Source organism: uncultured Photobacterium sp. (genome assembly GCF_947039875.1).
GTDB lineage: Bacteria > Pseudomonadota > Gammaproteobacteria > Enterobacterales > Vibrionaceae > Photobacterium.
Genome location: NZ_CAMRAN010000027.1, coordinates 1 through 20,891, shown reverse-complemented (window position 1 = coordinate 20,891; position 20,891 = coordinate 1). Strand labels below are relative to the sequence as shown.

Below are 20,891 nucleotides of genomic sequence, written 5' to 3'. Positions count from 1 at the left end.
GTCATGTGTGCATACGCTGTATTGATGAATACAGTGATGATTAGCACACTATGTACAATAAAATATAACCAAGAACGTAGCATCTTTAGTTTCATTATCCTTTATAATTTTTGTGTATTATAGGTTTAATACGCAATTCAACAATGAATAACTTGTAATAAAGTATTAAATATACCTATATTACATTGCTGTATGAATGGCTGACACATATTCTTACAGCTAACTTATGGATGAAAAAAATCAATTCGTTTAAATTCACCTTGCGTAATGTGATGAATAACGTTGGGTTTATTCAATGTATTGAAAGCGCTTTTAGGAAAAAAAATGCAATATACTGAAAAAGATCGTCGAGTTTTGCACGATACATGGATGAGCTATAAAGCAAAAATGCGTATAACTCAAATTGAAATGGCTAAAAAGCTAGAGCTAACGCAACTTGAATTTTCAGACATTCTGCGAGGGGATGCTGTTATTCAGCACCAGTTTGTTAATGATTTTTGTGGCATTTTAAATATTGATCCCGTTTTAATACTTCCTTCGTTACGTGAAGCCGTACAAAAAGGATCGTTAGCAAATTCTATCGTTAAGAATACTTTTATCTTTGATGGTGAAATTAAGAAGGTAACGTATGTCGGTAATCAACTTGTTGTTGAGTATGAATATAAGCCAAGCATTAGTGAGGTGTGATATAACGTTGTCTATTCTTTAAAAAAAAGGCTCATAGCATAATGCAATGAGCCGTTTTAAATGGTAGTGGTAGTTACTTTACTATTGTTTTTTGCTTTTCTTCGCGTTTTCATCCCACTCAGGAACAAAGAAGTAAAGTACTGTCGCGGCAAGTATTGAGCCCATGACATCAGAAGGAAAGTGCATTCCTAGCCATAAACGGCTAATACCCACACCTGTTGCCCAAACAATTAATCCTCCTGCTAAAAGATATTTACCTCGGCGAATAAAGAAACCACCCCAGAATAAAACACAGATAGCAGCAAAAATAGTATGGCCTGAAGGGAAAGAATAGTTTGTTTCACCTTCCCAGCTACGTAACCGCCAAGAGCTTACATAAGCAGAGGCTTCTTTTACAACATTATCTTTAGCGGTTGTATCTAATGTGTAGAAAGCTTCAGGAGATTCCACTAAATGTAAGCGTTGTAATTCATAGCTGTAAGGGCGAGGAATAGCAGTTTCGTGTTTTAATACTGTTTTAGTGACAAAACTTAATACTAATAAAATACCAAATTGAATCCACACTTTCGTGATTGTTTTCTTTGGTAACCGCATGAAAACAGGTGACAGACACAGTAATGCGGTTGTGATTAGGAAAAATGGGCTGCCTGCACTATCAGTAAGTAACGCAAATGAGATGCCTGCTAGATTGCTGACAGGTGTAGTGAATGCCGGTATCGGGAAAATATGAATGGCGGTAAAGAGTAATATAGCAAATAAACCTAAAGCAAAAAAATTAGGTAATTTTTTAGATATAAAAGTCATCATGGAGAGAGTTCAATCTTGTCATTTAGTAATAATTAAGTAAGCCATAAAAAAAGATAAGCTGTCATAAAATGGACATTTTTTTCATGATTTAGAACGGCTGCCTTTTTCGCATAAATTGTACTTAATGTCATTAAGAAAATCGTCGAATAACAACATCTATACTTATTTGTCAGGTAAGGTTCATATTCTTTATTTTTTTAACAATAATACAATAAACCACTATCATAAAACCCACAAACTTATAAGTTGTAAAAATGTGAAAATTGTAATGTTTGTGAGCGTTTTTTTGTGAGCTTTCTTAAATTGTGAAGGTTGTCACGTGAAAATGAGTAAACATTAAGAAAACTTAATGTTTATCTTAAACTAAGTTTAGCTAACTACTGTATGGTTAGCACATGCTTAAACGACATATGTTGTTTATTAATTTTGATGTAATGATATGGAGAAGGGAATGAGTATTCTTGGACATTTCCAAAAGCTCGGAAACGCGATAATGTTTCCAATCGCAGTATTGCCTATTGCTGGTATTTTATTGCGTATTGGACAACCCGATCTATTAAATATACCTTTTATTGCAGCGGGTGGTCAGGCGGTTTTTACCAACTTAGCACTTCTATTTGCAATGGGTGTTGCGGGTGGTTTCTCAAAAGATAACTCAGCGGCAGCAGCAATTGCGGCAGCGGTTGGTTATTTCATTATGATGGCTGCGATTAAGACACTTAATGCTGATGTCGACCCAGGTGTTGCGGGTGGTATCATTATTGGTGTGTGTGCAGGCCTGTTATACAACCGTTTCCATGCAATCAAATTACCAGAGTTCTTAGGTTTCTTTGGTGGTAAACGTTTTGTTCCTATCATTACTGGTTTAGTTGCATTGATTCTTGCTTTTGCATTCAGTGTAGTATGGCCTCCTATCCAAGGTGGTATTAACCATTTAGGCCAATGGATTCTAACCAGTGGTGTACCTGGCGAATTCGTATACGGTGTTGCTAACCGTTTATTGATTCCACTTGGTCTGCACCATATTCTTAACACTATGGTTTGGTTTGTGTTTGGTAACTACACTGATCCTGCAACGGGTCAAGTAGTTACGGGGGAAATTTCACGTTTCTTTGCGGGTGATCCATCTGCGGGACGTATTTTAAGTGGTTTCTTCCCTGTAGTAATGTTCGGCCTTCCAAGTGCGGCATTGGCTTTCTATGTAACGGCTAAGAAAGAGAACAAGAAAGTTGTTGGTGGTATGTTATTGAGTGTGGCATTAACTGCATTCTTAACTGGTATCACTGAACCAATCGAATTCATGTTCATGTTTCTAGCACCTGGCTTGTATGTTGTTCACGCTATCTTAATGGGTATTAGTATTGTTGTTGCATCAATGCTTAATATCCACATGGCGTTTAGCTTCTCATCTGGCTTGATTGACTATATCCTGAACTTTAACGCTCCAGCAGCGCATAATTCATGGGAAATTATCCCAATGGGTCTAGTGGTTGGTGCGCTTTACTTCGTGATCTTTGTTGGTGCAATTAAGATGTTCAATCTTAAAACTCCGGGCCGTGAAGATGCACCAGCAGAAAACTCAAATCCAGATTCAGATAGTAAAGCTGATTTAGCAGTACAATACCTAGAAGCTCTAGGTGGCAAAGATAACCTAACCGATATATCTGCTTGTATCACTCGTCTTCGTCTGGGTATTGTTGACCGTTCAATCATCAATGATGCAAAACTTAAACAGTTAGGCGCTAAGGGTGTGGTTAACGTAGGTTCAAACAACCTTCAAGTTATTTTAGGTCCACAAGCTGAGATTATTGCTAACCAAATGAAAGCACTTTAAGTCATCATTAGTTAGGATAAATACAGTCTTCGCGATTTCATAACTTCCCCCTATGGTCGCGTTAAACGGTCTACCTTTTGGTAGGCCGTTTTTTATATCTAAAAAATAGAAGTGGACTGTGTATAATACTGGCGCGTTACGAATAAAGTATGAAGAAGTGATTAGCTCTAGGTTAGGCATGAAATGAAAATATTAATAATTGAAGATGATCTTACTACTCGTGAATTTGTTGCAAGAGGATTACGCGAGCACGGGTTTGTAGTAGACGAAGCTGAAGATGGTCATCAAGGTTTAATGATGGCAACAAGTTGCGAATATCAGTTGATTATTTTAGATCGAATGTTACCACAATTAGATGGTTTGAAAGTGCTAGGAGCATTAAGAGCAACGGAAAATTACACGCCAGTAATGATATTAAGTGCAATGGATAGTGTTGAAGATCGTGTTGTCGGTTTAACATCGGGAAGTGATGATTATCTGACGAAGCCTTTTGCTTTAGCTGAACTTATTGCTCGCGCCAATATTCTAGTTAAACGCAATCAATTAGCCGCAACAGTTTCGTCTGAATATGGCTATGATGATTTACGCTTAGATATTAAATCACATCGTGTATGGCGTGGTTCTCGACTGATTAATTTACAACAAAAAGAATTCTTGTTGCTGCAATATTTAATGGAACACGTTGAAAGTGTTGTGTCCCGAATGAGCCTGTTTGAATCAGTTTGGAGCTACCATTTTGACCCCAAAACTAATGTTATTGATGTACATATTGCTAATTTACGTAAAAAGTTAGAACAAGAAGGAGAGCCGAGCTTAATTCATACCGTTCGAGGTGCTGGTTATGTCTTACGCCGGGTCTGAAAACCTGTCACGATCAACTATTTTTAAAGTGTTGATGTATTTTATTACCTGCGTAGCTTTTATATTTATGCTATTTATCAATCAGGTAGTGGTTAGTTCTGAAACGTTTTACCACCAGCAATTAAAACGTGATTTGGTTAATGAAGCTAATTTGTTTTCGATGATAGTTAATAAAGGTGACAGTGGTGCACTATATCGAACGATAGCGCAACGTAAACTAAGTAATGCGACATTTAGTTACGCCATACAGCCAACAAAGCGTATTAACAAAGAATTATTAATTTATCCAACAGCGTCTTTTATCTTTGGTCATGGTAGTAAAACATCGCAATTATCTCAGGTGGTACCGTTGCCTTTAGGAATGGAATTAGTCATAAAGATTAATCCTCAATTTATGCAATCGTACCGACAAACTGTTATTCCTATGTTGCTTTCTGGTATAGCAGTGCCTGTGATTCTTATGTTGGCTGGTGCATCGTTATTTGCGGTGGTCATATTAAAAAAATTAGCACGAGTTAATCAGGCAATGAATCGCGTTATATTGGGCGAAAAAGGGGTTAAGTTACCGGTTAGTGCCAATGATGATGAATTTGATGTATTAGCTATGCATCTTAATTTTATGATTGAACAGGTAGAGAAGAAAGAGACATCATTAAAGGTATTATCGGTTGGAATGGCTCATGATTTACGTACCCCAATTGCTCGAATGAAGCTGCGCTTAGAACGATTACTGACACAAAACACAGCGCCACATACCAAAGAATTAGAAGCATGTCATGATGACTTAGAAGTCTTGTTAAGTATGTTTAATGGCATGCTTGAAATTGCTAATTTAAACAGTGGTAAGCAACATATAGATAAAGAATGGGTTGATTTATCTCAAGTTTGCCGAGATGTGGTTGAGTTTTTATTACCCATTTCAGATGAAAAACAGCAACGACTGAGTTTTAGAGAAGATCAACCATATCGATTACAAGGTGAACCGAGTTTATTATTTAGAGCCGTATATAATCTGGTTGAAAATTCAATTAAATACACACCAGAGCAAGGTGTGATTGATGTGATTGTTGACCATTTTGGTGTGGTTGTGATTGATAATGGCATGGGGGTATCTGATGAAGACAAGCAACGTATTCGTGAACCTATGTTTCGTGCTGATCGTAGTCGAACTCATCAAGGATTTGGATTGGGGTTATCGTTAGTTGAAGCGGTGGTTATTCGCCATAATGGCGAGCTAGTTTTCAGTGACAATAACCCAGGATTACGATCACGACTGTATTTACCGCTAGCGTCTGAATTAGTAGCAAAGATCGGTGAGGTATAACTAAAGATCATCGCCATCAAAAAAGCCCAATCGATAGTCGGTTGGGCTTTTTTGATGTAATACATTTTTGAGTAATAATCAATGGGACTGATTAATGATTACTTAATTGTGAATAGTGTTAAATTTATCTTTGCGTTCATTAAAACGCGACACTAAATCATCAATACCATCTTGGCAATAAGGCTTTAAGCCACTCATCAACATGCGCTTACTACCTGTGCCTACAATTTCTCCATTTTCTTTAAAGCAAAAATGTAGAGTCACATAACCACGTTTGCCTTCTACTTCAATAATAGAGTCAGTGAGTTCAACAGTCGGTGCTGTTAGATCTAAACGAGTGAAATCTAGCTCCATACATTCATAGATCACCAATGGGCGAGCAGGATTGATCATGATGTCTTTTGATTTCATCAATGGAACCATGATGTGAGGAAAGTTCATTCCTGAAAATTGCACATAGCTTTTAGTTACTTGTGAAATTAGCACTTCATCTTTTGTTGTTTCGCCACTGCGTGTGACATCCATGTATACTTTGCCCTTACAGTCGACAACTGAGAGCTCAGCAGGGGATTTTATATCTATAAGTAGGCAGCTTGATTCATTGATCATGCCTGCAAATTCGAAGCGCATTTTTTGGCTAAGGCCAACATTTGCTAGCAGAACCGAAAATAGCAGATCGCCAGGTACACAAAAACGCTTGTTATCTTCATCGTGAATAGGGTTAAAGTCACCGGCTACGCGTTTTGCAAAATGACTTGCTTGTGCACGAGTAAAAGATAATTCACCGCTGTTATCTGAATAATATGAATCTAAAAACATGTTTACTTATAATACCTAAAAATAAGACTGTCGCTATTCTACAACATAAATATCACTTTAATGGTCTAGCCAGATGATATTAATGTAAATACATATATTGATAAAATACATACTAATAATAGCGGGAATAAAAAAGCCCCTGCAAACGTGCGAGGGCTTCATAAGGTTGAATGTGCTATAGACGTATATCCAGTGGTATTACGGTGACTTTATCACCAATTTGTGCATATTCTTGTTGTGGTGAAATTTCTATTAGGCAATTAGCCTCACTCATTGAACGTAAAATACCAGACCCTTGAGAGCCAATAGTTTTAACTGAAAGGCGACCATTGGCATCCCACTTATAATAACCACGTAAATATTCAGTACGGCCAATACGAGACCGCAGAGGCTCTGCTGCAATAGCGGTATACGTTTGTGGCTGCCAATCTTGATAACCTTGTTGTTTGCGAATAGCGGGTTCTACAAATTGTAAGAATGTCACCATAACAGCGACAGGATTTCCCGGTAATCCAAAGAACGGAATGTCATTAATATGACCAAAGGCGAGTGGACGACCTGGGCGCATATTAATACGCCAGAAGTTAATTTTCCCTAGTTTATCTAATACAGTTTTGATGTAATCAGCATCACCAACAGAAACACCGCCAGAGGATAGAATCATATCTGCTTGTTGGCTGGCTTGATTTAATGTTGCTTCAAGTGTGGCTTCACTGTCTTCGATAATACCTAAATCAACGACTTCACAACCTAGACGAGTCAGTAAAGCAAATAAGCTATAGCGGTTAGAATCATAAATACAATTTTGTCGTTGTGCTTCACCGGGAGCTTGTACTTCATCACCGGTTGAGAAAATAGCGAGACGAAGAGGAGTGTTGATGGTTATTTCATTGAGCCCAAGTGATGCGACCATGCCAAGCTCTGGTGCTGTGATGGTTTGTCCTTTTGCGACCGTAACTTGATCAATCGCCAGATCTTCACCCGCTAAACGGACATTTTGACCCGCTTTAATCGCACCCATAGCAAGATTGAACGTGACAGTGTCACCATTTTGATGTGCTTGTTCACGCATAATCACGGTATCAGCAGCTTGAGGAACGGGGGCGCCTGTCATGATACGCACTGCTTCACCTGCTTGTAGCGGGTGTGGATAATGATGCCCAGCAAGCACTTGACCGACAACGGTATAGCTATTGAGATCAATATCTGCGCCACGAATAGCGTAACCATCCATCGCGGAATTAGTATGTTGTGGCACATTCACAGGGGAAAGGATATCAGTGTGTACGATCCGACCAAGTGCTTGTTTTAGTTCAACCGTTTGTGGGTTATCAATGGTTTTTATTTGCGCAAGAATACGCTGGCGACCTTGCTCAACCGATAACATACCTTGTGGTTGAACCTCATCACAACTGGCTGTTTTTATTGATTGTTGTTGTGATTTCGAACTGTATTTAACCACAAAATTGGTTAATTGTTCGATATCATCAATACTTATTTGCGGCAAGCTTGTATCGGCTTTGATATCACTCGCAACGGCAATAATATTATTATCATTTTGAAATAACCACGGTTTATTGATCGCTTGACGGTGTAATTCAATTTTAGGGAAATCAAGGTTTTTAAAACCTTCCACTAAAATAAGATCGAGGTGGGTTTGATCTAATTGGCGAATTAAATACGCTAAGGTCGCTTCCGTTGTTGGTGTCTCGTTGATCAATGCGCGGCGGTAACGCGAGGAGATAAGCATTTGGCTTGCACCTGCTTTGCGTAAGCGGTAGCTATCTTTGCCCGGTTCATCAAGATCAAAATCATGGTGAGCATGTTTGATTACAGCGACGCGCAGACCTTGTTCAACTAATTTAGGTAACATCGCTTCAATAAGGGTCGTTTTTCCTGTACCACTGAATGCAGCAAAGCCTAATAATGGCACTGATGCGTTAATTTGAGTCATGGCGTGCTCCAAATTGTGATAATTCATCAGGGGTGTTGAGATTGATAAAAGCATCTGTTTGATCACTAAAATCAACGGTGATCATATTACATTGACGATATAGCAAAATGATCTTGCGATCGCCATTAGCTAAAAAAGCTTCTAGCTTAGGTAAAATACGGCGATGCAGTAGAGTAACAACGGGCTGAATGTAATCACCATTATGAGCAACCGCTATATCAGTGTCAGGCTGACATGCTGCTGCCATTCGAGAAACTAAATCATGCGGTAGTTGCGGGCAATCGCAAGGTACAAAACCAATCCAATCGTTATCAATGTGGTGTAGTGCTGCATGCATACCACCCAGTGGGCCGGGGTAGTTTTCAATGCTATCACCAAACACATCACCATATTGGCTGTAGATATTCTGATTACGGTTAGCATTAATGCTGATATGAGATGTTTGGGGGGTCAGAGTATCAATAACATGTTGAATAAAGGGTTGACCTGCAAGTTCAATCAGGCCTTTATCGTTGCCTCCCATACGGCTGGCTTGGCCACCCGCTAAAATGACCCAATGGGTTTGTTCAGGCGTAGGCATAATTATCCTTATTGTTTTTGATATCTGTAACGAGTTGGAGATCGGCTCGTTCAATTAATTGGGTGTCATTGATTGTCCATTGACGGCGACAAAGTGCAGTAAGTGCATTTTGCTGGTGGCTGGTGATCACTAAACTGGTGCCACGTGACAATAAATCTTCCGCTAAAATGACTTGGCGATTGATGGATTCTTGATCCATGCTAGCACTGGATTCATCCATCAATAATACGCTAGGTTTAAGTACCCATGCGCGTGCCATTGCGACGCGTTGACGTTCACCACCAGACAATACAGAGATATGTTCATCAGCTAAGGTTTCAAGGCCGACCATTCGTAGCGCATTAATGGCTTCATTTCGACGTTTTTGGCGATCTTTAATCGCAAATCTTAGTCCATAGCATACATTGTTAAATACTGTTGCATCAAACATATACGGTGTTTGGTGTAAGTAGATAATACTCCCTTCATAGCGTCCGCTAAAGAGACGTTTAAAAAAAGTATGCTGATGGATATTAACACTGCCTGTTGTGGGTTTTTGTAATCCAGCTAAGATTTTCAATAAGGTTGTTTTACCAACACCATTATCGCCTGTTAAATAAATGGCATCTTTAGGGGCTAAATTTAATTGAGGAATGTGAAATAATAATCGGCTTTTAAAACGAACAGAGAGGTCGAGTGCCTGAATGGAAGCATGGATCATAAGAAGGCCTCGCTTAGTTTGTTCGCAAATGGGCTTTGCCGCGCGCGATAGATAAAATAAAGTTTAGACCTAAGGCTAAAATAAGTAACACCATTCCTAAAGCTACTCCTTGAGCGAATGCGCCTTTTGAGCTTTCAAGCGCAATGGCTGTCGGAATATTTCGAGTTGAATTTAAAATATTACCACCGACCATCATTGAACAACCGACTTCAGTGATCACACGACTAAAAGAAGCAACAACAGCAGCAAGTAATGGAAATCGACTTTCCCACATTAAGCTGAGTAAAGCACGAGGATAGCTAGCGCCCAAAGTGAGTGCTGTTTCCCATGCGCGTCGATCACTGTTTTGAAATGCGGCATGCATCATCGAAATAAGTAACGGAAAACAAATCAGCACTTGGCCTAAAATCATCGCTTTTTGAGTAAACAGCATTTGCCAATCACCGAGAGGGCCAGCACGAGAGAGCAACATGTAAAGCAGTAAACCAATCACCACTGTCGGCACTGATTGTAGTGTGTTCATTAAAGAGAGGATTAGCCAGCGCCCAGGAAATTTGCCGTAAGCTAAAGCAAAAGCAATCAATAGTGAGGGAATAATCACTAAGGCAATAGCAAAAAGAGACACAGAAAATGACACGCCCACAATGCCCCAAAGTGCGCTATCGCCGCTAAAAAGAAGTTGGGTCGCTTGTTGCGTTGTCTGCCAAATATTCATGGTAGTGTTTCTTTTAACCTAAAAAAATACGCCAATGGAGCTATCATTCACGTTATTAGTATTAAGTCTAAAACGTTATATTATAACTGTGATCTCATTATAGTTAATGAGCTAAATAAACAACCATTGGCGAAATATTACATTAAATTAGAATGTTATCTTTTATTGCGTTTGTGCATCTGCAACGAACAATTGCTTACCGTGACGTTGGTAGTTATTAATTAGTTTTTGTGCTTTAGGATTAACTAACCAATCGCTGAATGTTTTCGCACCTTGATAGTTCAGATTCGGGTAGCGGCTAGGGTTAATTAAAATTACCTGGTAAGGGTTAAATAGGCGCTTATCACCTTCAACCATAATTTCAAGATCAAGCTTGGTTTCATACGCTAACCATGTGCCACGATCTGTTAAGGTGTAGGCTTGTAATTCTGATGCCATGTTTAGCGTTGGCCCCATACCTTGACCGACTGCTTTATAGCCACCAAAGTTAGGCTCCATTTTTGTTTGAGCCCAAATGTTCAGTTCTTTTTTGTTTGTACCTGAATCATCACCACGAGAAATAAAGGTGGCGTTATCAGTGGCAATCGCTTTTAGTGCATCAGCAACATTTTTATCACCTTTAATTTCAGCTGGATCACTTTTGGGTCCAACTAAAACAAAATCGTTGTACATTAATTTACGAGGCAATACACCAAAGCCTTTTTCAACAAACAGTGCTTCTGACTGTGGCGCATGCGTCATGACTAAATCAACATCACCGTGTTCACCCATACGTAATGCTTTTCCTGTGCCAGCAGCTAACACTTCGACGGTATATCCGGTGTCTTTAGTAAATACAGGCAATAAGTAATCCAGTAACCCTGAATGATAGGTGCTGGTAGTCGTTGCTAGGCGCACAGTCTTATTCATTGCTGTTTCTGTGGTTGCATAAGCCATCGTTGCTGATGCGCAGCCAAGAATAACTAAAGTTGTTTTTAATAGATTCATCAACGTTCCTGATCGATTGGGTTGCATTAAAAAATATTGAGGTAATAAGTCGCAAGTTTTTACTGCCGACACATGCGCCAAAATGACCCGTATCATCGAAATAAACCGCGTAGATCTGCTATAAGCAAATAAAGTGCCACTTTTAAATCTTGATGAAAAGGACTAGTTATGTGATTTTGGTATTATATATTGATTGAAATAGGTTAAAGGTAACCGAAATTATACCGAATGATAAAACAATTTTGACTTAATGACTCATGGTGAGACAAAATGTCGCAAATTTTAGTTTGGTTAAAATGTCCCGGTATCTATGTCTGATTTTAGTTTGCCTTCATCTTGGACCGCCGTTTCTGTATTAGTGGTTGATGATGAACCAGGAATGCGCACGATTTTAAAAAAAGCGTTAAGTAAAAAGTTTGCTCAAGTAGATACCGCAGGAAGTATTGAAGAAGCTGAAGAAATTCGTAAACGCTGTCATTTTGATTTGTTAATTGTTGATATTAACTTACCTGGCCGTTCTGGTATTGAATGGCATGAAGCGTTTGATCCGACAACCCGTCGCAGTGATGTGATTTTTATGACGGGTTATGCTGATTTAGAAATGGCAATTCAAGCTCTACGTGCTGGTGCGTCTGATTTTATTCTAAAACCATTTAATCTTGATCAAATGATGCAGTCGGTTAATCGTTGTATTGAACGTCGATTAGTGGAACGCCAAAATTTCGCATTGCAACGCGACGTTGAGCGTAGTTATCCCGTCAATATCATTGGTGATGCGCCAGCAACGCAACAAATGAAAAAACTGATCGCCCAAGTTGCACCATCGATTGCTGCGGTTTTAGTCGAAGGTGAGTCGGGGACGGGTAAAGAATTGGTCGCTCGCGCATTACACCAGTTAAGTAAGCGTACTGGACCTTTTGTACCCATTAACTGTGGTGCTATTGCGCCTGAACTTTTAGAGAGCGAGCTGTTTGGTCATGTCTCTGGTGCATTTACTGGTGCGAAGAAAAGCCGTGAAGGCCTGTTTCGTGTTGCCAATAATGGTACGTTATTTTTAGATGAAATTGGTGAAATGCCATTGGCAATGCAATCATCATTGTTACGCGCATTAGAACAAAAAGCGATTCGTCCTGTGGGCTCAGAGCGAGAAATTCAAATTGATGTTCGTATTGTTGCCGCGACAAACCGTAATTTAAAATTAGAAGTTGAAGAAGGCCGCTTTCGTCGAGATTTGTACTATCGATTAAATGTTTTAACCATTGATTTGCCATCATTACGTGAGCGTGTAGAAGATATTCCGTCGTTAACCCATCATTTTACACACCAACTTTCAAAAGATTTAGGTATGAAAACCATTAGTTGGACTCATGAAGATATTTTGGCGATGCAAGCTTATTCATGGCCCGGTAATATTCGTGAACTTCGAAATATGATGGAACGGTGTATTTTATTGGGTAAGCCGCCCGCTGATTATTGGCGTGAATTACAAGGTGATGCATTACCTGTTGCTATTGCGAATGAGCAAGGGGTGACGGGGGAGGAACTTGAACTTAATAGCGCCTATCCTCAACGTCCCTGTCAATGCCATGAAGACGGAGAAGACCAATATTGTTATCCCGTTACATGGACATTAAAAGAAGTTGAAAAAGCACATATTATGCAAGTTGTTGATGCCAGTGATGGTAATAAATCAGCAGCAGCTCGTCAACTCGGTGTGGCAAGAAAAACATTAGAGCGCAAATACAAAGAATGGACAGAAGAATTACAATGAAATTAATACTATGAAAGCAAAAGCATTTGTTTTGATGTGGTTACAACGATTTCAGACCATGGTGCGCTATCGGTTATTAGTACTGACTTCTGTGCCTATTTTTCTGACGTTATTGACCTTAATTGTGATCACTTTTTATTGGACGGTTACCTACACTTGGCAAAATGCATTAATGAATGTTAGAGCCGATTTAGCCGTTGCGCATCATAGTATGGTGTTACTAAAAAAAGAACAACGCATGGAGTTACAGGCTTTTGCTAATTCTTATGGTTTTCAACAGCGGTTACGTTTTGATGAAACGACATTAAAAGATTGGGTGCGTCAGCAAGATAAACATTATCAGTTAGATTTTGTGGTGTTACATCCTGTGAGCCAGTTGAATCTATTTTCAAGCCAAGAACAGGCGTTATTATTATCAGGAAAAGAGCAGACATCTTTTCAGGTATTAGATGGTGCTGCACTTTATGATTTGAATCCTAATTTGCCAGCAAAAGCGCAATTGCCATTACTTAAAGAAGGCACAATTGAACAAAAAGGACTCGTCAGTCGTAGTTTAGTACCAATCTTCAATCAACAAGGCGATCTGAAATGGATTTTAGACGGTGGTATTTTATTAAACAATAGCACCTTGTTGGTGGATCGTATTCGTGATTTGGTTTATGCCGAAGGTACGTTACCAAAAGGCAGTCTTGGCACTGTTACCTTGTTTATGGGGGATGTGCGCATTAGTACTAATGTACCATTAGACAGTGCCAACCTTATTGGTCGAGCTGTGGGAACGCGTGTTTCTGAAGACGTTCAACACCATGTATTACAACAAGGACAAACGTTTGTTGATCGCGCCTTTGTATATGATAGTTGGTATGTTTCTGCTTATGAGCCGTTACATGCAAATGACGGTAAAGTTGTTGGCATGCTCTATACTGGTTATTTACAATGGCCTCTCATTTATCGTCATTTAACCAACATTATTGAAATGAGTGTGAGTATATTATTGGTACTGATATTTACCAGTGTCATTGTGTATCGTGGTTCGCGTGATTTGTTTTTACCGATTGAGAAAATTTACCAAGTAGCCAAAGCGGTACAGATGGGAGTAAAGCGACGAGTCGGTAAGTTAGATTTATCTGAAGGGCATGAATTACAAATATTGGGTAAACAGTTTGATTCTATGTTAGATCAACTAGAGCAACGTAACGGACTCATTAAACTGACCGCGATAGAGCTCGAAGACAAAGTCGAACAGCGTACTCAGAGTTTACATCAGAAAACAGAAGAGCTAGAACGCCATATTCAGTTACTGCATCAAGCTCGTTCAAAGCTGGTGGCAACAGAAAAATTAGCTGCATTGGGTGAGTTAACTGCGGGTATTGCGCATGAAATTAATAACCCAGTTGCTGTCATTCTAGGAAATATTGAATTAATTCAGTTAGAGTTGGGTGATAATAGCACTGCTGACGTTCAAGAAGAACTGGCTGCAATTCATCTACAAATTGATCGTATTCGTAATATCACTCGCAGTTTATTGCAATACAGCCGTCAAGGTGGTGTGCAAGATGAAGTGACATGGCATCACTTAAATTTGATTGTTGAAGAAAGTTTAACGCTTGTACGTTCCGGTACGAAAAAGATGGATGTTCAATTTGAGGTTAACCTTGAAGCTAAATGCAGTGTTGAAGTCAATCGTCATCAATTATTGCAAGTGTTAGTTAATTTACAGATGAACGGTATCCATGCGATGGACGATAAAGGTTTATTGAAGATAGCTACCGATGACTGGTTAGATGAACGGGGTGAGGTGCGTGGAGCTATGGTAGTGATTACTGATCATGGCTGCGGTATTTCAGCACAAAATATGCAACGTATTTTTGATCCTTTTTTCACGACCCGCCGTTCAGGAACGGGATTAGGTTTATCGGTCAGTCAGAGTATTGTGGCTAATGTCGGTGGAGAAATAACGGTTGAATCTGTTGAAGGTCAGGGTTCAACATTTACCGTGTATCTTAAACATAAGAAAGAATCGCCTAGTGAGCTGGATCTTCATGTGACAGCGTAACAACGAAGAAGGTTTATGAATCACAAAAAGCCCCTTGGTAACTGCTTGTTCATTGCAGTTATCAAGGGGCTTTTTTGTCGCGTTGTGTTTTTAATAGATTGTAATATAAGCCATTGTTACATAATGGATAAACCAAGGAAAAGAAACAGTGAGGCGATAAGAGATATTCGGCTAATAAGCCCTAGTGAGGAAGGGATGATCATTTCAGTATGCGGCATAGATGCTCCTTTTGTTTAAGACAATTTAAAGCATAGCTGATTTTTTAATTTTTTGTGAAACCTTAAGCATAAATTAACTTATTGAATCTTTGTTGTTTTTAATGTGGCGTATATTGGGCGAGATAGTCTGGTAATACGTTTTTATATTCCACTAGTGATTAATTAGCGTTCTATATCATTGGAGATCATTTACATGACAAAACACATAGCTAACTGGAAGTTAATTAAACAAATCGCTATTGAATGGATGTCGAGCAATAACAATAAGGCAATCTCACTGGAAGAGCTTGAGAAACTGTTTATAGCAAAACATCCAGAGAGAAATCCGGTAAATGTTTCACTAGATACAAGAATGCTGACAGTAAATTCTAATTCACGCCTCAGTTATTTATATATCTTTGGATGTCCGAGTTCTGGGAAAAAAATTCGAAACCCACACTTGGAAAATTTGGTAAACAGAAAGGCAGTAGAATACCCACGTAAATCATCCGAAAAAAACGAGAAAGATTTTTTCTTTCGTATTGATAGCGGGGATTCATCATTATTTGAGCGCTACAACTCAGAAAAGCATGGAAAGTGGGAAATAGAATTGGAGAGTAATAATATAAATAAGTTAAAAAAGATAGAATAGTCATAAGGTTAAAAAAAAGCCAGCATCACGAATGCTGGCTTTTTACGATATGAACTAACAACAAGAATTAATTATTTGGTTAATTGTTTCAGTTTTTGCTTTTGGTAGTATTTAGCATCAGCAGTAATTGATGTGCTCTTACCTGTTTGTAGCCATTGCTTTATACGGCCAGCATCACCAATTGGTGTCATTTTGCCTTGTGAATCAAGCATCACCATTAGGATCTTCTTACCATCAATCGTTGTAACCATAGTTAAACAACGACCCGCTTCATCAAGAAAGCCTGTTTTACTTAGGTTAACGGTCCACTTTTTACCACGTACTAGCGCATTGGTATTAGTGTAACCTAATTTATAAGGAGGATTAGAAAAGTAAGCTGTATGAACAGCGTCATTGGTACTATAGTTACGAATGGTTGAATATTTGTAAGCGGCACGTACCATTTTAGCAACGTCTGATGCTGTTGAACGGTTTTTAGGGCTAAGACCTGAGCTATCAACAAAGTGAGTATTTGTCATGCCGAGAGCTTTAGCTTTAGCATTCATTGCACGAATAAATGCGTTGTAACCGCCTGGGTAGTTAGCAGCAAGTGCAGCAGCGGCTAAGTTTTCAGATGACATTAATGCAATGTGTATTGTCTCACCACGGCTTAACTTTGAACCAATACGAACGCGAGAATATGTGTTGTACATATGCTTTTTATCCGTTTTAGTGAAAGTGATTTTTTGGTTAAGCGGTAACTTTGCGTCTAATGTTACCATCGCGGTCATTAGTTTTGTTAATGACGCGATAGGCATCACGACATTGGAATTTTTTCGATAAAGCGTTTTTCCTGAGCTTAGATCGATAACATAATTACTCACAGAAGCAGTCTGAAGATTGCTTGATTTGAGTTTGCTGGTGTTTATACTTGCGAAAGAAGAAAAGCTGACACTTGCAAGTGTAAAAAATAAAATTAAAGTGTTGCGCACAATGGCTCCTTGGATCCCATTTAATAGGGGAATAATTATTCTGATATTGTTATCTTTTCGATTGAGGTTAAGCAAGTCATGTTTGTGTAAATCCTATTTATAATTGAGTATAAAACCAGCAGTTAAACATAAGTTACTAATGAAACATGATTCAATAAAATAATTGTTTAATATATTCATTGTAAAAGTGATTGTAATGCATTTAATTACTTCTAGTGATAAATAGAATTCAATGAGATTTTTTTAAAAAAAGCATAATGGATGAAAATATTTATTATGAGTGCATTTTTACTGGTGGTTTTTTTCAATTAATTTTTAGATGTCTTTTTGTTGGGTGGTTATCTTGATGGTTTGTAGTTAATGCAATCATTAATGAAAGAGTAAGGCCATCAAGTGATGACCTTTGTTGTTGACGCTTAAATTAATTAGCACTCCACACTTGTTGGCCTGTGCGAGTAAAATTATAACCACCTAATTGATCGCCACGTGTTTGAATATTACTCTTGGTTAATGACTGTAATAGCTGTTGTTGTAGAGTACGGAAGTAAATGTTTTTAGGAATCACCAGTTCAAACGCTTCGGTGCATAAAGGAATAAACCCTAATCCAAATTCTCCTGCGGTACTTTGACTGGCACAACCAATATCCGCTTGTCCTCTTGCAATAGCCGAAGCCAATTCTCGTTCACTATTACAACAATCAACTTGATTAAGCATGGTCATGTTATATCCATGACCATGGATCCATTCCTCTAATGCTCGCATACTTCCTGCGCCTTGCTGACGTAAAGCCCAACGCCAACGAGGTGACAGTAACTCATGCAGTTGAATTGAACGGCTATTAACGGCATCTGCTAGATCTGGGCTTACGACTAAGCCTTGTTTACGCTCAAAGGCATGGACTAAAACCCAGTTTTTATGCCCAGGATATTGTTGTAATAAAGCGGGATGTCGCAAATTGGCTTCTTCTACATTTCCCCAATGGATAGCACAGATATCAACGTGGCCTTTGCTTAACATTGCCAGTCCTTGACGTGTTCCTGTTGAGGTATAACCAACAAGGGCTGTACTACCAAGTTGATTTGCCATTTTACCGACAATACACTGTAGTAATGGATCATCAGAGCCTGCAATCAGTAACCGATCGTTTAAAACGCCATTATGGCAAGATTCTAATAACCATTTATCCAGCATTGCCTTAGGAAAAAGCCATTTACCCGTTACTTTTGTTGCAGGCAATAGTCCGTCATTGGCTAAGGCATAAACCTTCTTTTCATTAAGGTCGAGATATTCGGCTACTAATTTGGCATTCATAAATTCAGGAAAATCAGCCATTATTCTTGGGTACCTTTACTCTCGTTGCCTTTAACATCAAGTTCTATATTGTCGTTACCGTTATAGATTTGAAAACGTAGTCCTTTAGCGCGAGCAATCATAGTGATACCGAGTTTCTTAGCAAGATCGTAACCCATTTGTGTCGCTCCAGAACGAGATAACAACACAGGAATACCCATTTGCGCGACTTTAATAACCATTTCAGAGGTTAAGCGGCCTGTAGTATAGAAAATTTTATCTTCACCTGTTTGTTGTTGCAGCCACATTTCACCAGCAAGGGTATCTACTGCGTTATGTCGGCCGACATCTTCTACAAACGACAAAATATCAGTGCCTTTACAGACGGCACAACCATGAACAGCACCTGCGGCTTTGTAGGTTTCATTATGATGAGTCAATGCTTCAAGTAAACCATATAACAGCGATTGTTTAATTTGCGGTTGTGGCAGGGTAATACCTTCAAGCTTTTTCATGACATTGCCATACATCGTGCCTTGCCCACAGCCAGAGGTGACGGTTTTCTTTTCTAATTGCTGCGCTAAGTTTTCAGTATTTTCATGAGTTATAACAACCGCGGCGTTGGTTTCCCAATCGATCATTACAGATTCGATAGCGCTAAGGTCATTAATAAAGCCTTGGTTTTTTAAATAGCCTAATACTAATGCGGATGGGCGCTCACCTAAGGTCATAAGTGTTACTACTTCAACCCAATTAAGGTACACCGTTAACGGATGCTCACAGGCAATCTCTTTTGTTTGTGGATCACCATATTCATCAATAATTTCTACCGACATTGTCTGCTGCACTGTCGCTTTGGTTTTTATAATTTTAGGCAATGTCGCCATTTGAGATCCCTGCATAATAATTGTGGTGTGTTTCAGTATGGATACTAAAGCCTAAGTTAAGCAAAGATTGTTCCAATATTAATTACATTCACCAATCTACCGTTAATCCCTCTATATTGCTAAAAATGCGTACTTTTAATATGGTTTTTTGTTATTGGTCTAATATTTGCTTATAGCTCCTTAATACGTGAAATCTTAATAAGTGAAATGTCGTTTCACACCACCAGTTTCAATAACAAGATAAAGGCGAAATAGAGCACGCCAGTAGGAGTGAATGTGCCAAAACAAGCAGAACTTGAATTAAAGAAAAATGAACATGTTTGGCCAATTAATTTTCGCTTACAAGCAGAAGAACGCCAAGTAGGTCGTTGGACAACTTATGCATGGACGATTGAAGACATTTGTTTGTATGAAGAAGATCTCGCCGTTGATATGGCATTTGCTGATATAGGGGCTGGTAACTACATGATGCCTCTAGAACTTTTTCGTGATGAACGGATGGAATATCGATTTAACTTAAATTCACAGAGTCCGCATTTATTCTTTATTTGTGCTGAAGAGAATGAGCAATTAAAACCTGTTTTAGTTACCGCAGCGCAAGGTGTAGCGGCTCGTTATATGGATGGTGATTATGTGGTTTTACATATTGATGTTCCATTAGCAATTCAAGCATGGATGGAAGCCTTTTTAGGTCGTCATGGGGAATTGTTTGAATTTAAACGTAAACGTGGCGGCGATAAGAAAAAAGGACGTTCAAGTGGCAACTAATTTCTTTCAGCGTTGGTCAAGCCGTAAGTTAACTCCTGTTGATAATACGGAACGTGCTATTTCGGAAACGCTAACTGAAACGGTTGATGAGTCACTGACTCTTAATGCTATAGATACAACCGAAGAAGAAGTAACAAAGACCAGTGATCATGAACAAACATCAATTGTTCCCTCTGCAACGTCACCAAATGCTATAGCTGAAGAGCCTGTCATTGCATTGACGATTGATGACGCTGATAAAGTAACTTATGACTCAGGTGTAGCGTCATTTATGCAACAACAAGTGACTAAGTCTGTGAAAAAGGCGGCATTACGAAAATTATTTCATTCTGAAGAATTTAACTATATCAGTGACATGGATGATAGCACTGAAGACTTCAGCAATATGCAAGGTTTAGCGCCAGAAATCGCATCACAAATGCGGGGGTGGATAAATACGGTTACGGAGACGGCAACTGAAGCTCTCAAAGACGAGGGAATAACAGCATTAACATCAACGTCTGATCTTTATACGGCTGATTCTACGACTGTTGATCTCACAACAGCTGATTTGTCAGTTAATCATATAGCCATAGCCAGTAAGGATGACGAGGAGGATGGATTAGTTAATCACCTAGATACAACACATACCGATGAAGAGGCTTTCCCTACGGCTGATTTATCGTTAACACCGATTCTTAATTGTGACAATGAAAGTAATGAACAGAAATCCTAACGTAAAAAAATAAAAACGTTTGAGAATTATTAATACTAATCATAAAAACAGACTGGGACAAAAAGGGAAGATCAATAAAATCGTAAAGAGAGACAATTTGGCGCGTTAGTTCGCTACAAGTAAGACAAAATGTCTCATTAGTTGATTACGCAATATCGTCGTTATGATTTTAGTTCCTTTTAAGTCATTTTATTCCGTGAAAAGTTGGATCGGTTATTGCTCTATAGAGAGTAGAAGAAAAGTCATTATTTTCTAACGATACTGATTAGCGGTAGTGAGCAAACAGGAATAACAATGTTAAAAAGTACATTAAAT

At 38.8% G+C, this 20,891-nt stretch carries 19 protein-coding genes; 9 read left to right on the top strand and 10 right to left on the bottom strand.

The annotated features are described in order from the left end of the window. Positions 1-324 precede the first annotated feature (324 nt). A complete protein-coding gene (locus tag Q0V26_RS10955; RefSeq protein ID WP_297481719.1) occupies positions 325-687 on the top strand; it encodes an XRE family transcriptional regulator in 363 nt (120 codons plus the stop codon). A gap of 81 nt (positions 688-768) precedes the next feature. On the opposite strand, the gene Q0V26_RS10950 is transcribed toward Q0V26_RS10955, so the two are convergent. Next, a complete protein-coding gene (locus Q0V26_RS10950) occupies positions 769-1,494 on the bottom strand; it encodes a phosphatase PAP2 family protein (protein WP_297481718.1) in 726 nt (241 codons plus the stop codon). 451 nt (positions 1,495-1,945) lie between these two features. Between Q0V26_RS10950 and nagE the strand changes: the two genes are divergently transcribed. The 3 genes from nagE to Q0V26_RS10935 all read left to right on the top strand — a co-directional run bounded on the left by nagE (position 1,946) and on the right by Q0V26_RS10935 (position 5,513). Next, positions 1,946-3,328, top strand: coding sequence for an N-acetylglucosamine-specific PTS transporter subunit IIBC (gene nagE, locus Q0V26_RS10945; protein WP_297481717.1), 1,383 nt, complete (start codon positions 1,946-1,948; stop codon positions 3,326-3,328). A 183-nt stretch (positions 3,329-3,511) separates the two neighbouring features. Further along, positions 3,512-4,189: a response regulator transcription factor gene (locus tag Q0V26_RS10940; protein WP_297481716.1), complete on the top strand. Its 678-nt coding sequence runs from the start codon at positions 3,512-3,514 to the stop codon at positions 4,187-4,189. Beyond that, a complete protein-coding gene (locus tag Q0V26_RS10935) occupies positions 4,170-5,513 on the top strand; it encodes a HAMP domain-containing sensor histidine kinase (protein WP_297481715.1) in 1,344 nt (447 codons plus the stop codon). Before Q0V26_RS10940 ends, Q0V26_RS10935 begins: the two co-directional genes overlap by 20 nt. A 102-nt stretch (positions 5,514-5,615) precedes the next feature. Here the strand turns inward: Q0V26_RS10935 and Q0V26_RS10930 are convergent, their stop codons facing one another. From Q0V26_RS10930 to Q0V26_RS10905, 6 genes are all read right to left on the bottom strand, one after another. Further along, positions 5,616-6,332, bottom strand: coding sequence for a DUF3581 domain-containing protein (locus Q0V26_RS10930; protein WP_297481714.1), 717 nt, complete (start codon positions 6,330-6,332; stop codon positions 5,616-5,618). A gap of 175 nt (positions 6,333-6,507) precedes the next feature. Then, complete coding sequence (locus Q0V26_RS10925; protein ID WP_297481713.1) at positions 6,508-8,286, bottom strand: bifunctional molybdopterin-guanine dinucleotide biosynthesis adaptor protein MobB/molybdopterin molybdotransferase MoeA; 1,779 nt, start codon at positions 8,284-8,286, stop codon at positions 6,508-6,510. Then, a complete protein-coding gene (gene mobA, locus Q0V26_RS10920; protein ID WP_045039561.1) occupies positions 8,273-8,866 on the bottom strand; it encodes a molybdenum cofactor guanylyltransferase MobA in 594 nt (197 codons plus the stop codon). Before mobA ends, Q0V26_RS10925 begins: the two co-directional genes overlap by 14 nt. After that, complete coding sequence (locus Q0V26_RS10915) at positions 8,853-9,566, bottom strand: energy-coupling factor ABC transporter ATP-binding protein (RefSeq protein WP_297481712.1); 714 nt, start codon at positions 9,564-9,566, stop codon at positions 8,853-8,855. The genes mobA and Q0V26_RS10915 overlap by 14 nt, the downstream gene beginning before the upstream one ends. Positions 9,567-9,579: 13 nt before the next feature. Beyond that, the gene (locus Q0V26_RS10910) at positions 9,580-10,281 is read right to left on the bottom strand and encodes an ABC transporter permease (protein ID WP_297481711.1); all 702 of its coding nucleotides are present in this window, start codon (positions 10,279-10,281) and stop codon (positions 9,580-9,582) included. Between the two features lie 162 nt (positions 10,282-10,443). Next, positions 10,444-11,217, bottom strand: coding sequence for a substrate-binding domain-containing protein (locus Q0V26_RS10905; protein ID WP_297481741.1), 774 nt, complete (start codon positions 11,215-11,217; stop codon positions 10,444-10,446). 361 nt (positions 11,218-11,578) lie between these two features. Here Q0V26_RS10905 and Q0V26_RS10900 point away from each other — a divergent pair, with 361 nt between their 5' ends. The 3 genes from Q0V26_RS10900 (at position 11,579) to Q0V26_RS10890 (ending at position 15,944) form a co-directional block, all read left to right on the top strand. Further along, the gene (locus Q0V26_RS10900; RefSeq protein WP_297481710.1) at positions 11,579-13,039 is read left to right on the top strand and encodes a sigma-54 dependent transcriptional regulator; all 1,461 of its coding nucleotides are present in this window, start codon (positions 11,579-11,581) and stop codon (positions 13,037-13,039) included. 10 nt (positions 13,040-13,049) lie between these two features. Next, positions 13,050-15,095, top strand: a complete 2,046-nt coding sequence (locus Q0V26_RS10895) for a cache domain-containing protein (protein ID WP_297481709.1) — start codon at positions 13,050-13,052, stop codon at positions 15,093-15,095. A gap of 411 nt (positions 15,096-15,506) precedes the next feature. Further along, a complete protein-coding gene (locus Q0V26_RS10890; RefSeq protein WP_297481708.1) occupies positions 15,507-15,944 on the top strand; it encodes a hypothetical protein in 438 nt (145 codons plus the stop codon). Between the two features lie 71 nt (positions 15,945-16,015). Here the strand turns inward: Q0V26_RS10890 and pbpG are convergent, their stop codons facing one another. The 3 genes from pbpG to fdhD form a co-directional block, all read right to left on the bottom strand. Next, the gene (gene pbpG, locus Q0V26_RS10885) at positions 16,016-16,915 is read right to left on the bottom strand and encodes a D-alanyl-D-alanine endopeptidase (RefSeq protein ID WP_297481707.1); all 900 of its coding nucleotides are present in this window, start codon (positions 16,913-16,915) and stop codon (positions 16,016-16,018) included. A gap of 421 nt (positions 16,916-17,336) precedes the next feature. Further along, complete coding sequence (locus Q0V26_RS10880; protein WP_297481706.1) at positions 17,337-18,248, bottom strand: helix-turn-helix transcriptional regulator; 912 nt, start codon at positions 18,246-18,248, stop codon at positions 17,337-17,339. Continuing rightward, a complete protein-coding gene (gene fdhD / locus Q0V26_RS10875; protein WP_297481705.1) occupies positions 18,248-19,093 on the bottom strand; it encodes a formate dehydrogenase accessory sulfurtransferase FdhD in 846 nt (281 codons plus the stop codon). Before fdhD ends, Q0V26_RS10880 begins: the two co-directional genes overlap by 1 nt. Before the next feature lie 276 nt (positions 19,094-19,369). Between fdhD and Q0V26_RS10870 the strand changes: the two genes are divergently transcribed. Both Q0V26_RS10870 and Q0V26_RS10865 read left to right on the top strand, forming a co-directional pair. Further along, on the top strand, positions 19,370-19,861 hold the full coding sequence (locus Q0V26_RS10870) for a DUF3305 domain-containing protein (RefSeq protein ID WP_107275843.1): 492 nt from the start codon (positions 19,370-19,372) through the stop codon (positions 19,859-19,861). After that, the gene (locus Q0V26_RS10865) at positions 19,851-20,576 is read left to right on the top strand and encodes a DUF3306 domain-containing protein (protein WP_297481704.1); all 726 of its coding nucleotides are present in this window, start codon (positions 19,851-19,853) and stop codon (positions 20,574-20,576) included. The genes Q0V26_RS10870 and Q0V26_RS10865 overlap by 11 nt, the downstream gene beginning before the upstream one ends. Positions 20,577-20,891: the final 315 nt, after the last annotated feature.